Origin of the sequence: Campylobacter sp. IFREMER_LSEM_CL1890 (assembly GCF_025772045.1) — a bacterium.
In the GTDB taxonomy this organism is placed as follows: Bacteria; Campylobacterota; Campylobacteria; order Campylobacterales; family Campylobacteraceae; genus Campylobacter_D; species Campylobacter_D lari_D.
In genome coordinates, this window is record NZ_JAKMRK010000006.1 from 110,418 (window position 1) to 124,403 (window position 13,986).

Genomic DNA, 13,986 nt, shown 5'->3' on the forward strand with positions numbered 1-13,986 from the left:
GAGAAAATGAAAAAAATATTATTATTTTTTAGCATAATTTTATTTTTAAGTGCTTGCACTGGTAATCAAAAAACTTATTATATTTCTATGCCAAGTTTTAAAAGTTCTTTTGAAGAACATAACAATACAAAAGAAAATAGCCCAAAAGTTAAAATCAATGAAATAGAAATTATTAAAAATACTTTTTATAGTTCTTATTTTGAACAGTCTACCCTAAATCAAAGAATCAATAAAAGCCTAGAATTACTAAAAAAACAGCTATTTAAAGATAGTAAAGCACTATTAGAAAGTAAAGGATATACTATAGATAATGAAAATCCTGATTATGCTTTTAATATTACCATCAGTGCTAACTTATATGAGGATAAAGTTGCAAGAAATTCAAGTCTTGGAGGCGATAGCGTAGAATCTTCTTTTATGATTATTTTAGAAGCTCAAAGTCATTTAAATAATTTGCATCAAGAAGATACCTTCCAAAGCACAACAAGCTCTGCAAAATTAAATGATCCTATTATTTTAAACTATCCTATAAAAGGTCAAGCAAGTATAGAAAGTTTTAGACAAGTTTATAGTGCTGTCCCAACCCAAGTAAATGAAAGTCTTGCAGCTAGTGCTTTGGAAATTGATAAAGTTTTTATTGCTTTTTACAAAGAATTCACTTCTAGTTTAAAAACCAATATAAAAGAAATCAAGGAAGAATCAAAAGCACAAGAAAATTTAGAAGCTCAAGATATAAAACAAGATAGTAAAAAGGAAGAAAAAATCTCTCCTTATCAAAATAATGAAGTAATCATTTTTGAATAGCTAAAGCATGAAACACTTTGATTCTAAATTTAAGATCAATGTGTTTTTCTTCTGATTTAAATTCAACAGGCGTACTTATTTCTATTAAATTTTTATATCTTTGTAAATCATTTAAAAAAGAATAAAAAGCTTGTGGATTTTTCATCTTTACGCTAACTCCAAATTGATATTTTAAATATTCTTGTTTTTTTTTAATAGGAATAAGATTTATTTTAACATCATCAAAATAATTTTTCATAAAATCCATTAATTCTTTTTGAGAAAATTCCGCATTGATTTGAGCTAAATTTTGCGCGTTTGTGCTTTGAAAATCTCTAATAACCTTTTCCAAAGCTTGTAATTCATTTAATGCTTTGGTATTTTGAATTTGTTGAGCGGCTAATCTAGAATGTTCGATTTTATAATCCTTCAAAAAAGGTACAATTAAGAATAAAATCAATATTGCACAAAGTGCAACAAATGAAAAAGAATAAATCAATATCTTTAATATATCAGCTTCTTCTAAGCTCTTATCTTTTTTGTTCATACATTTCCTCTGGTATAGTAATATTTACACTAACAAAGCGATACCACCCATTTTCTAATTGATAATAGCTTGTTTGAGAATTTGAAAAAATACTTCTTAATGGGGCTTCTAACAACAAAGCAAACATTTCTTTAGTAGGTGTAATACCTCTTAAAATAAGCGACCTATCTTCCATTAAAACCTCATCTAAAGATATATTTTTAGGCACTAAAGTAAAAAGGTTTTGAATACTTTTTAATAAAACTTTATTTTTACCATTCTCTCGTTCTTGTTCTAAATCCCCTAAAATCATTTCTGCTTTATTATTTTGTCTTACTAATTCTTGATATTTAAGTTTATTGGAATTAATTTGAGCTATGATTTGAGCCAATTCTTTTTTCTTATCATCAAGTTGCATAGATGCGTAGTAGCTTTTAAAAACAACAACAATAAACACCACAAAAATCAAAGACACACTAATACTAGTAAAATAAATCCAAATTCTAGTAAAAAGATTAAAAACTGGTTTTATCTTAGGCTTTATTAAACTATATCTCATAGCTTCAAATCCTTAACTACAAGCTCATTCATCAAATTTAAAGTATCTATAAGCTCTACTTTTGGCTTTATAAAAAGCTCATTTTCTAAATAATCTAGCGAGGTTGCACTAAAACTTTCCTCATCAAAAATTACAATTTCTTCTAAAAAACTATTATCATACAAAGGATTATGATAAAATTCTTTTACACTTGAAATGATATATTCTATCATTTTCATATCTGAACTAAAATTTTCTAAAGATTCCATAGGAAGCTGTTCTTCATTCTCATCTAAATCTTCAAGCTTATCAAGTTCTTTACTCATCTCTTCTAAACTTTTTAAATCATAATTTTGCTCATTTTCTTCCTCTTGGCTTTCATCATCAATTTGCAAATCAAATTCTTCCTTAATATCATCAAAAAAATCAACTTCGTCATAATTTTGACTAGCTATATTAAAATAACTTCCAAATAATATAATCTCATTTTTACAAATTAACATCGCAACAAAATCATGATATCTATACACATAAAGGCCTATTTTTTCTTCAAAACCGCTATTTGCTATACAATGATAAAGCAAAGAAAAAGGTGAGTAAAGCAAATCTAAACCACCAAAAGCTTCATAATCTTCTTTGTAAGAACTCAAAGATTGATTGGAAACATACAACAAAGCATTATTAAAAGGAATACATTTAACATTATTTGCTTCTACTCCAAAATTAGAAAGCTCTTTGAAATTTGAACTTGGCACTACACCTTGAGCAATAGGTGTAAAAAAAGTACAAATATAATAAATTTGAAAGTCTTTACTTAAATTTTTAACATATTCTATTGCTTTTTCTTTATCTTCAAAACTTTTTTCAAAAGTATCAACTGGTTGAGATTTTTTCCAAGTATGACATCTTATAATGTATTGTTTTTCATCATAACAAATACAAATTAAAAGCTGTAAAATATACTTTCTAAAAAAAGATAACATGGTGTTTATCCTTTATCTATTTGACTTATCATATCAAATTTTTCTTTTATCAATACTTTAGCTTCTTCTAAATTTAAATTTTGTATTTTGATTTCTTCACTTAATCTATAAGTAATCTTAGAAAAAGGCTTAGGTAAGATCATTTTATCCCAACTTTTAAATTCCCAAAAAGAACTTGCTTCATAATTTAGCAAAAAAAGTGGAGCATTTTTTTTTAAAGCTATCATCACAGAACCATCTGAAACACTATGATAAGGTCCTCTTGGCCCATCTGGAGTGATAATCACATCATCGCCTTGATCTAAAATTTTAAAAGATTGTTTCAATAAAGCCAAGGCACCTTTGCTTGTGCTACCTCTTAAAGCATCCAAACCAAAAAAAGCAATATTTCTAGCAATGATTTCTCCATCTTTATGGTGTGAAATCATCACATAAGCTTTTTTTCCTTTAATACCCATTTTACGATAAGCAAAAGGCATTAGAGCAAGACGCCCATGCCAAAAAAGTATCACACATGATCTTTTTGGAAGCTTTTGCCCTAAATAAACCTTTCTACAAGTTAAAAAAATTAGCCATTGTAATAAAAAAATTCCAAAAGCTAAAAGATTAATCTTAAAGGATTTCACCATTTAACACCATACGCCTAGGATTGGTGATTTTTACTTTTTTCATTTGTCCTAATAGCTCTTCACTGCCTTTAACTTGAATCAAAAAATTATTATCACTTCTACCTGCTACAAAACCTTCGCTTCTTAATTCTTCAAATAAAACTTCAAATTCTTTATCTTTTTGTTTTACAACAATTTCATCTAAAATTTCTGTATGTCTTGCTTGTAAAACACTCAAGCGTTTTGAAGCTATATCATCAGGAATTTGATTTGGCATAGTTGCAGCTTTAGTTAATGGTCTTTTAGAGTATTTAAAAGAAAACATTTGCTCAAATCGCACTTTTTCAAGCACATCCATGGTATCTTCAAAGTCTTTATCACTCTCACCTGGAAAAGCCACAATCACATCAGTAGAAATACTCACATCTTTACACATAGAACGAAGTTTCAATGCTCTATCTAAATACCACTCTTTAGTATATCCGCGTTTCATAGCCTTTAAAATTTCACTTGAACCACTTTGCAAAGGCATATGCATAGACTTACAAACTTTAGGATTTTTAGAAAAAACCTCTAAAAATCTATCGTCCATATGCAATGGATGTGGGCTTGTAAAGCGGATACGCTCTAAACCTTCAATTTCACTTAACTTTTCCAAAAGATCTGAAAAATTAATCTTTTCATGTGCATTAGAAAATCTTTTGCCGTAATTGTTAACATTTTGTCCTAGCAAAAAAATCTCTTTAGCACCCTTAGAAACAGCTTTTAATGCTTCATTTTTAATAATCTCAAAAGGTATAGAAATTTCATCTCCTCTTGTGTGAGGCACTATACAATAAGTACAATGCTTATCACAACCTATGGAGATGTTAATATAGGTCTTATAAAGGCTATTTCTAAAATCTGCAAAAGCATAATTACTCTCATCAAAATCTATATCATTACCTAAAAATTTTGGAGTATTTACGGCCTTTGTGATTTTAGAAACATTTCTAGCGCCCAAAACAAAATCCACATTAGGAGCACGCTTGAAAATCTCATCTCCCAAATGTGAAGCAGTACAACCACAAACTCCTATTTTAGCTCCATTTTTTTTGATTTTTTCAAAACTTCCAACTTCTGAAAAAAGCTTATGCACAGGCTTTTCACGCACCGAGCAAGTATTGATTAAAATCAAATCTGCTTCTTTTGCATCTTGAGTTAATTCATAATTTTCTTTTTCTTTAAGTTCAGCTATCATGTGCTCTGAATCACGCACATTCATAGCACAACCTAAAGTTTGTATAAAAAGTTTTTTACTCAAAGAATATGTACCTCATACATAAAATCTGCATCATCTAAACCATATTTGATTGTTCTATGATAAACACATTTTCCTTTTTTTTCAAAATGCTCCACCAAAGCGATTAATTGCTTATGGGCATTATCTTTATCGAAATAGAAAAATTTTTGACCTTCTTTATCCACAGCCTTTTCAATACTTTCTAAACTTATACTTTTTGGCTTTTCATCAACAGAGGTTCTTGCTATTTTTAAGTCCATATCATCATCCTCAAGTTTTTTTAATCTGAAATTATAGCAAATTTTACTTTTAATTAAACTTATTAAAGATATAATTTTATTCTTCAAACTTTTAAAATCCAAAATTAAGGTTGTATTGTCATTATGGAAAAAATCACAGATATAATTGAATCCATTGCTAATGAGAAAAATTTACAAATAGAAGATGTAAGAGAAAGAGTTAAAAAAGCACTTATTAATACTGCTAAGAAAATTTATGGCGATAAGTATGAATTTTTTGTTGATTCAGGTAAAAATTTACAACTTTATCAAAAAATCATCGTAGTAGCTGATAATGATGAAAGATTAGAAAATGAAAATGAGCATTTTATCGCTTTAAGTAAAGCAAGGGCAGAGGCTAAAGATATAGAAATTGGTGATGAGCTAACTTATGAATGTTCTTTAGAAAATTTAGGTCGTACTGCTGTAAATATCTTACATAAAGAATTAGAATATAACATTCAAAAACTCTTAGAAGAAAAAATCTATGAAAAATACCAAAAAATGGTAGGACATATGGTTTTTGGTAGCGTAGTAAGAGTAGATAGTGAAGAAAATACTTATGTAGAAATTGATGAGTTTCGTGCATATTTACCTAGAAAAAATCGTATCAAAGGTGAAAAATTTAAAGTTGGCGATGTGATTAAAGCTGTTATTAGACATGTATATATTGATAAATCAGGTATGAGAATGGAGCTTAGTAGAACTAGTCCTAAATTTTTAGAAGCTTTATTAAAAGCTGAAGTTCCTGAAATCAAAGATGACCTTATAAATATTTATGCAAGTGCAAGAATTCCAGGCGAGAGAGCAAAAATCATCTTACAAGCTAATAGCCCGAGTGTTGATGCAGTAGGAGCAACTGTAGGCATAAAAGGAGTTAGAATTAATGCTGTAAGCAAAGAATTAAAAAATGAAAATATCGACTGCATTGAGTATTCTAATGAAATGGCAATTTTAATCACAAGAAGCTTAGCTCCAGCCATTATAAACTCAGTTAGTATCGAAGATAAAAAAGCCATTGTAACGCTAAATAGCGAGCAAAAAAGCAAAGCCATAGGAAAAAGTGGTATTAATATACGCTTAGCTAGCATGCTTCTTGGATATGAGATAGAGCTTAATGAAGTAAATAATGAGGATAAAACTAATAACCAAGAAGAAGCATTTAAAAATCTTAAAGCTTTATTTGGAGAAAATTAAAGTTGCTTACCGACAGTTTGTTCGGTAAGTTTTTTCTTTAAAACCAAATCCACAACCTCTTGCTCTCTTTTATTTGCCTTTTGGCAGTGATTTTTATCAAAAAAATCTGTAATTTTAATAACTATTTTAGCCCATCTTTTATCGCGTTCTCTCCAAGCATGAGATGATAAAGACTCCCAAGCATAACCATTAAACAAAGTAGCATTGACAAAATGATCAAGCGCTCTCACACCTTGTCTAACCCTAGCAGGATTGCCAAAAGTACCCACTATAACAATAAAAAGATAACTAATCACCGCTAAAGGAACGATAGCGCAAAGTAGTATAGTTCCTGCTAATTTTTCTTTCATTTTTGCCTTTTTATAAATCTTATATTCATACCATTTGCTGATCTTATAGTTAATCTTCCTACTATATCAGGTACAAAATTTTCTTCTAATTCTAACTTATAAGTCCTTAAAATATTAGCTAAAATCAAAACAGCCTCTTGCATAGCAAAGCCCTGCCCTATACACACACGCTCTCCCATACCAAAAGGCATATAAGTGTCTTTTTTAATCTTGCTTTTATCTTCATGGCGACTTGGATCAAACTCATGTGGATTTTCCCAAAAACTATCATGTCTATGGATAAGCCATGGAGCCACTACTACACCTGAGCCTTTTTTGATGAGCTTATCTCTCATTTTGTTATCATTTCTTGCTTCTCTAGCAAAAAAGCCAACTGGCGGATAAAGTCTTAAACTTTCTTTAAACACATTTGTAAGATATTTCATCGCTCTAATATACTCTATTTTAAACTCCTCATCGCCTGCAACTTGCATGATTTCTTCATAAGCTTTTTGCTGCTCATTTGGAGAAATACTTAAAATATATAGTGTCCAAGTTAGCGAGCTTGCAGTAGTTTCATGGCCTGCTAAGAAAAGCATGGCAACTTGGTCTAAAATTTCATTAAAAGAAAATCTCTCATTAGTATCTGCATCTACTACCATAAGCAATGATGATAAAATATCTTCATATTTTCCTTGATCATTTAGGGCATTATCATATCTTGGCTTTATAATATCTGATAAAACCTTGCGTATAACTCCACCCGCTTTAAGTCTTTTTCTCTCACCTAAAAGATTTGAAAGCCAAGTTGGGAAGCGAAACATTCTTCGCATAGCTGTTTTAACTGTTTCTTCTTGCACAGTTACAAAAGCATCTAAAACAAGTTTGCCTTTTTGCTCATCAAGTTTTGATGACATGATAGTTCTAAAAATCACATCTGCAGTCACAAAAGTCATAGCTTCATCTACTTCTATAATCGCTTTATCTTCATACTTTGCAAATCTTGCCATCATATCAGAAGCTGCTTCACTCATCAAATCAAAAACTTTAGAAATCCTTGTCATTTCAAAAGAAGGTCTTAAAAGTTCTCTTTGTTTTTCCCATACTCTATCGTTAGTTGTAAAAATACTTATACCCAAAAGTGGCTCCAAAAGCTCATGTAAAAGTTGGCTTTTTGGATATTCTCTAACCTCATCTACCATAATGCGTCTAACTTCTTTTGGATCATTTACTACATATAGATCAAATCCGGGCATTTTTACTCTACCCATCATCATTTTATAGCTTCGCTCATAAAGTCCATCAAGCCAAGATCTTCTTTTTAGTAAAAAAGTAGTTAATGTAGAAGCTTTATTTTTATAAGGCTTTGGATGAAAAGGACACTGACCCATTTTTTCCTCCTATTTGATTTTTTCTTCTAATTTATTTTTACCTATGACAAATTCAAAAAAGTTATATACTCCTTGAATTTGTGTGGCAAATAAATATAAAAAATGTGCTTTATATTTTTCTTTTTTGATTTTTTTATAATCTTTGTTTTTATATAAGGTATGAAATTTAGCCGAAAGGTATTTTGGACTAAATTGTGCTTTTACTCCGCTTGTGCGTATAAAATCAACTTGTGCAAAACAAGCCCCATCAATAATAGAAGTAAAATCATACCATATTAAATTCTTACTTCCTAAATACTCTAAGTCTTTTCTAAACTCAAAAGATCTTTTTTGATAGCTTACCAAAGGTATACACTCACCTAAAGTTAAAACCTTTAAATTTTCAAAAGAAACATTTTCTTTTTCACATTTTCTAAACACTTTTGCTAAAACATTTATGCAAAGCACCGTTCCTACGCTATGTGCGCTTAAGATGAGCTCATAGTTTTTATCATTTGCATTTTCTTTTAGTTTTTCAAAAATAACTCTAGCAAAATCATCTATTCTTAACTCAAGTTCACCTTGAGAATTTTTCTCCCAGTTTGCACAAAAAGAACAAATTCTAGCTATCCAAAAAACAGCTAATTTCTTACCTAGTTTATAAAGCATTTTTGGTAAAAACACTAACGATAAAACAAAAGCTAAAATTCCTAAAATAATATGAAAATTTTGCAAATAAAATAAACTTCCAAAAGCACAAACTAAAGTAAAAATCAAACTCAAAAGCACATAAAAAAATGGATAATAACCTGTGATAAGTTGATGTGGGGATTCTTTACCAAATTTTAAAAAAAGCCCTGTGATGGTATAAATTCTAAAAAAACTATAACAATCACTCAGAGCATCTTTTATACCCTCTGACCAGTTTTTTTTGACTATATCATTCCAGCTTAAAAAGGTATAAGAAGTGCTTGTATGTGGGGTTTGAATTTGCCAAAAAGGATAAATATTAACTTGAGCTTTTGATAAAGTATAATCATAATTTAAAAGTATATTCTGCTCAGCTAAATTTTTTTTAAACATAGCATAATAATGCCTATATCCTCTAGGATCATAACCAGCTATATAAAAAACATCTCTTTTTTGGCATATTTTTTTCATCAACATCCTAAATAAATTTAATACTGAATTTAAAAATATAGCTAAAGTTGTTATCTTTGTCAAATACCTATTTAAAGATAAAATGAGGGGTTTTTACTCTGAAATTATTCATTAAAAAATATTTTATAAAATAAATAAAAATTAAAAAAAATCAAGAAAGAACTTATGGATGTAATCTTACTAGGTGGTAGTAATAGTGTAGTTAAAAATGGTCTTAGGATAGGTCTTGAAAATAAAGACATTACATTATATAATTACGCTTTAGGGCTTAGCACTTCTTTACAAAATCTTTATGAATTAATACGCCATAAAAAAACTATAATCAACAGTGATTTTCTCATCAGCGAATCAAATATCAATGATTATTTAAGCCCTATGAGCTTAAATATTATACTTAGAAATATTGATTATTTTTACGAAGAACTTTACAAAGCAAACAAAATTACTATAGTGCTTATACTCCCCATACCAGCTTGTAATGATAAATCAAAAGCTATCAATGAAGCTCATAGGAAAAATTGTACTCATTATGGTTTTAATCTAATCGATGTAGATCTTTACTACCAAAAAAATAATCTTTATGATTTTGATCAAAACTATAAATTCCACCCTATACCACTAGCTATGCAAGAGCTTGGTAAAAACATCATTAAAAATTTACACAGGTTTAAAAAATCTAAAGAAAATATCATTTGCTCAAAAAGAAAATTTCATATCTTTACGCCCTCAAATTCAACTAAAATAGAGCATAAAAACTCATTTTTTTGTGAAAAAACTATAAATATCAAAGCTAATGAAAAAATCATTTTTCCAAAAGAGTTAAAAAACTATCAAATCTTAGGCATACACACTTGGAATCACACTAACTCATTAACCCATGCTATATCATCTATAAGCATTGAAAACTCATCTTTTAAATTAGTAAAAAATTTTGGACTTATCAATACTTTTCAAGATATACAAAATGAAAAAGCAATTTGTGATGAGCAAACCTTTTTGTATGTTAATACACAAATTATCAAGCAAAGTGAGGAAAGTTCGGGCTTAAGCATAGCAAATGAAAAAACACCAAGGCTTGATTATGTGGATTTAGTAGGAATTTTACTTTTAGAAAAAGATGATGATAAAAAAATTGAATGTAAAATTCAACTTATAAATGCTTATGAGCTTTTGATACCACCTATAGCATTTTATAAAGAATTAGTGCTAGAATACCATGAACTAAAAAAACTTGATATGCAAACATTTTTAAAAAGTCAAAATCATAATCTTTTGCGTTTTTTAAATCATAAAGGCTTAAAAAATGAATATGAGATGTTTATCCACCAAAATAATAAACTTTATGGAGCTAGCTTAAGGATAAAAGAAAGATTAAGCTATAAACTTGGAGAAGCTATCATGAAAAATAGCAAAAGTTATCTAGGGTATTTTAAAATACCCTTTGAACTAAGAAAAATCAAAAAAGAGTATTTTAAAAATCAAAAAGATCAAAAAAACCTACCGCCACTAAAAGCTTATGCAGACTATAAACACGCTCAAATAGCCAAAACACACTTGCCTTATCTTTTAGGCAATGCGCTTTTGCAAGCTTCAAGAACTCCCTTTAAAATAGGCTATTTAAGCTTACCTTTTAAACTAAAAAAAATTGCAAAAAACTATAAAAAGAAAATTTAATCTAAACTAGTATTTTTGAAAAAATTCCCATTGACTTGGGTTTTATATATCACATAATTTCTAAATTTAGCGTGCAAAACAGCATCAGGCTTATATGCCCTGCATTCTTTCCAAAAAGTATGCAAGCTTTTTTGATAAGTCAAACCTTCTATATCATAAAAAGCTTTTCCCATAACTTTTAAAGGGCTATTGTGATATAAAGCAGAAAGTCCTACTGTGCTATTTATAACTATAGCACCTCTTGCATTGATTAAGAGCGTAGGTAAGTGTAAGTCATGTATATATAAAATTCTACCCTCGACATTGTATTTTAAGCTCAAATCTTCTATAAGTTTAATATAGTCCCTATAGCCACGATCCATAGGATGGTGCTTAAAAACTAAATAAGACTTTGCTTTGGCATGATTAGCAAAAGAAATGATTACTTCTTCTATAAATTTTTCTGTAGTTTTTTTATAATGATGGGAGAGTTGAGTATCATTATGCACTTGTAAAATAGCCAAAAAATACTTTTGCTTTAGGGAAAGAATTTTTTCGTTTAAACTTTTTTCTGTGATTTTGTATTTGTTTTTTCTATATACTGAGCAAAGCCAAGGTAAAAAGTCAAATAGTTTTAAACTTCTATGATGTAAAGAATTATTAAAATACCAAGAAAATAAAAAAGCAAAAAGCCAGTATAAAAATGAAGCAAAGGCCATATTTCTAAAAGTGCTTGAGAAAGTTTTAAATTTAAAATCTTTATCAAATTTTTTCTGACTTAGATAAAATTCTTTTTCTCTTGGTAAAGTGGAGTTTGCATTTACTCCATCCTTTTCAAAAGTAATGAAGTTTGGTCTTATATAACCTTCTTCAAAAATCCATACTTCAATACCCATTTGCTTAGCAACATTAATGGCTATTTCATGCACTTTTCTACAATCATTATACATAATGATAACTTGAATTTGTTTTTCTTCAAAAAGCTTTTTATAAAAGTCTTCAAGATCAGCTAAACTTTTAGTGTAATTAATGCTTTTAAAAGGATAAAAGAAAAAATCCCCTCCATTAAAATTTACTTTATAAACCTTAGCTTTTGGAATTTTTGTAGCAATTTTACGAAAAAACCCTCCCACAGGTCCTTGGAGTAATAAAACATTTTTACCAGAAAATTTTTTTAACTTTTTACTTAAATTCATCTAATCAAAATAAATTCTACTAATCTTCTTATTTTTCTTAATATATAAATTCTTATATCCATAAACCAACGCAAATAAAATTTAGAAAAATAATCTTTTTGCATTTTTAGCATTATATCTAATGCAAGCTCAACTTCACATAAATTTTTACTTTTTGGATGGATGTATCTTGGATAAAGGATCAAAACCCCAGCAACAAGCTCTTCTAAGCTAAGCACTCTTGTGCGTCTTGGAATTTTATGTAAATCGCTTGTCAAACCCCAACCTGCATAAAAAGGCTTACCATACACCACTACTTTTTTACCACGCAAAAGAGCATCAAAACCGCTTGTAGAGGTTATAGTGTGGACTTCATCACTCGCATTGATAGCACTATCTATACTGACATTTTCTATAATCTCATCGCAATATTTTAAAATAATACTTTTATCTTTTAAACCCTTACGGTTACCGCTTAATACATCAGGATGAGGTTTAAAAACTATAAAGGCGTTTTCATTGGCCTTTCTTACGCTTTGTAAAAGTTTTAAGGTATCATAACCTGCACCACCTAAGATCATAGAAGCATCATCTTCTACTTGAGCAGGGATTAAAATGATTTTTTTATCGGTATTAAAATTTAGCTTTTCATGTTTTAAGCCATTATACTTTGAAAATTTATTTTGCGTGATAATAGTGATGAGTTTTTTAGCTCTTTGTTTTAAACTCTCATCAAATTCATGATTTTGTAAAATATCTTCTAAATCACTTGGCTTGTTTGGATCAACATACAAGCCTTTGCAATCTATTATCAAAGAAAAAGGACGTGTAAGATCTGAACCTAAAAAAACAGAGCGTAAAAAGCCATCTTCCACTAAGAAAATCTCATTATTAAAATCTTTAGCCAATAAAGTTTTATCATACTTTTTACCCCAAATAAAAATTTTATCTTCAGGTTTTAAATTCGCTTTGTAAAGTTCATCAAGTGAGTTTAAAAAAATGATTTTATTATTCTTGGCTTTAAAAAATGGTCTCATAAACCAACGCTTCCACAAAGTAAAACCTAAAAAATACAAAGTATTTGAATTAGCTTGTTCTATCTTTTTATACTTTGCTAGGGTATGAACAGTATCAAAAATATCACTTTTTTGATTTAAGTAAGGATTAAAATACTCACTATATAAAATATAAGCAGCACAAAAAACCTCTTCTAAACTTCTTTTTTTTAGCCTTCTTTTGCACACTTGTTTATCTTGAGTTAAACCCCAACCTGCATAAAAAGGCATACCATAACACACACATTCTCGCCCTAACATCAAAGCTTCAAAACCCATACCAGAAGTCTTAGTATAGACTTTTTTAAAATAGCTTAATAACTCCATGGGATTATAATTTTCTTTTATAACTACACATTTGCTTGGTAAATCTTGTGCGTTAAAATCACTTTGTCTTTTACCACTTAATACATCAGGATGAATTTTAATGTATATTTTAGTATTTGGATTTTCTTTGATGGCTTCATTTATAATATCTTGAGTTGAAAAATTATCAGCTAAACCAAATTTAAGAGAAGCATCATTTGCTATTTGAGTTATGATTAATACGCGTTCCTCATTGGCACTAAAAAGCTCTTTTGGTACGCAAAGATTATTATTATACTTGCTAAGTTTTTCTTTTTTTATAAGCTCTATAGCTTTTTTTGCTTGCTCTAACTCTTCTATATTAAACTCATAAGTATTTAAAATATTTTCAAGTTTAGATGGTGCAGTCGCATCGTAATAAATTCCTACTTCATCTTTGACGATAGAAAAACTAGGGCTATTTTCTACACCTAAATTTAACGAGCGTAAAAAGCCATCTTCTAAAAGCAAAAATTTTGCACTATATTTTTTAGCTAGTTCTACAGCTTTTAAACCTGACTTTTTTCTACCCCAACCTACAAAAATATCTTCCTTTGTGATGTTTTTGTAGGCATGATATAGAGCTATTTTATAAAAATTTTTAACATTTTCTTTTAATTTTTTTGATATAGTGTAAAATTTCATAAATCTCTCTTTAAATTAAAGAAAGATTATATCAAATTTTTCTATTTCTAAACTTTCT

At 28.8% G+C, this 13,986-nt stretch carries 14 protein-coding genes; 3 read left to right on the forward strand and 11 right to left on the reverse strand.

Annotated features, from left to right (window positions below; all coding sequences use genetic code 11):
* Positions 1–6: 6 nt before the first annotated feature.
* A complete protein-coding gene (locus L8W57_RS04570; RefSeq protein ID WP_263662100.1) occupies positions 7–804 on the forward strand; it encodes a membrane lipoprotein lipid attachment site-containing protein in 798 nt (265 codons plus the stop codon).
* Here the strand turns inward: L8W57_RS04570 and L8W57_RS04575 are convergent.
* The 6 genes from L8W57_RS04575 to L8W57_RS04600 are packed head-to-tail and all read right to left on the reverse strand — an operon-like array spanning position 791 to position 4,980.
* Positions 791–1,330, reverse strand: a complete 540-nt coding sequence (locus L8W57_RS04575; RefSeq protein WP_263662101.1) for a hypothetical protein — start codon at positions 1,328–1,330, stop codon at positions 791–793. The genes L8W57_RS04570 and L8W57_RS04575 overlap by 14 nt on opposite strands.
* Entirely contained in the window at positions 1,314–1,868 is a 555-nt protein-coding gene (locus tag L8W57_RS04580; protein WP_263662102.1) for a hypothetical protein, read from the reverse strand. The genes L8W57_RS04575 and L8W57_RS04580 overlap by 17 nt, the downstream gene beginning before the upstream one ends.
* Complete coding sequence (locus L8W57_RS04585; protein ID WP_263662103.1) at positions 1,865–2,830, reverse strand: hypothetical protein; 966 nt, start codon at positions 2,828–2,830, stop codon at positions 1,865–1,867. Before L8W57_RS04585 ends, L8W57_RS04580 begins: the two co-directional genes overlap by 4 nt.
* Positions 2,831–2,835: 5 nt before the next feature.
* On the reverse strand, positions 2,836–3,459 hold the full coding sequence (locus L8W57_RS04590; RefSeq protein ID WP_133319441.1) for a lysophospholipid acyltransferase family protein: 624 nt from the start codon (positions 3,457–3,459) through the stop codon (positions 2,836–2,838).
* Positions 3,443–4,741 (reverse strand): tRNA (N6-isopentenyl adenosine(37)-C2)-methylthiotransferase MiaB, encoded by a 1,299-nt coding sequence (gene miaB / locus L8W57_RS04595; protein ID WP_133319442.1) that lies wholly within the window; start codon positions 4,739–4,741, stop codon positions 3,443–3,445. Before miaB ends, L8W57_RS04590 begins: the two co-directional genes overlap by 17 nt.
* A complete protein-coding gene (locus L8W57_RS04600) occupies positions 4,738–4,980 on the reverse strand; it encodes an HP0268 family nuclease (RefSeq protein WP_070255886.1) in 243 nt (80 codons plus the stop codon). The genes miaB and L8W57_RS04600 overlap by 4 nt, the downstream gene beginning before the upstream one ends.
* A gap of 123 nt (positions 4,981–5,103) precedes the next feature.
* Here L8W57_RS04600 and nusA point away from each other — a divergent pair, with 123 nt between their 5' ends.
* A complete protein-coding gene (nusA, locus tag L8W57_RS04605) occupies positions 5,104–6,195 on the forward strand; it encodes a transcription termination factor NusA (RefSeq protein WP_133319443.1) in 1,092 nt (363 codons plus the stop codon).
* Here nusA and L8W57_RS04610 read toward each other — a convergent pair.
* From L8W57_RS04610 to L8W57_RS04620, 3 genes are read right to left on the reverse strand one after another with little or no spacing between them, the layout of a single operon-like run.
* Complete coding sequence (locus L8W57_RS04610) at positions 6,192–6,545, reverse strand: membrane protein (RefSeq protein ID WP_039625388.1); 354 nt, start codon at positions 6,543–6,545, stop codon at positions 6,192–6,194. The genes nusA and L8W57_RS04610 overlap by 4 nt on opposite strands.
* The gene (locus L8W57_RS04615) at positions 6,542–7,915 is read right to left on the reverse strand and encodes a cytochrome P450 (protein ID WP_133319444.1); all 1,374 of its coding nucleotides are present in this window, start codon (positions 7,913–7,915) and stop codon (positions 6,542–6,544) included. The genes L8W57_RS04610 and L8W57_RS04615 overlap by 4 nt, the downstream gene beginning before the upstream one ends.
* A 9-nt stretch (positions 7,916–7,924) precedes the next feature.
* A complete protein-coding gene (locus L8W57_RS04620; protein ID WP_133319445.1) occupies positions 7,925–9,055 on the reverse strand; it encodes a DUF829 domain-containing protein in 1,131 nt (376 codons plus the stop codon).
* Between the two features lie 165 nt (positions 9,056–9,220).
* Between L8W57_RS04620 and L8W57_RS04625 the strand changes: the two genes are divergently transcribed.
* Entirely contained in the window at positions 9,221–10,729 is a 1,509-nt protein-coding gene (locus tag L8W57_RS04625; RefSeq protein WP_263662104.1) for an SGNH/GDSL hydrolase family protein, read from the forward strand.
* Here L8W57_RS04625 and L8W57_RS04630 read toward each other — a convergent pair.
* Both L8W57_RS04630 and L8W57_RS04635 read right to left on the reverse strand, forming a co-directional pair.
* Positions 10,726–11,904, reverse strand: coding sequence for a capsule biosynthesis protein (locus tag L8W57_RS04630; protein WP_133319446.1), 1,179 nt, complete (start codon positions 11,902–11,904; stop codon positions 10,726–10,728). The genes L8W57_RS04625 and L8W57_RS04630 overlap by 4 nt on opposite strands.
* Entirely contained in the window at positions 11,901–13,928 is a 2,028-nt protein-coding gene (locus tag L8W57_RS04635; RefSeq protein WP_263662106.1) for a capsular polysaccharide biosynthesis protein, read from the reverse strand. The genes L8W57_RS04630 and L8W57_RS04635 overlap by 4 nt, the downstream gene beginning before the upstream one ends.
* Positions 13,929–13,986 lie beyond the last annotated feature (58 nt).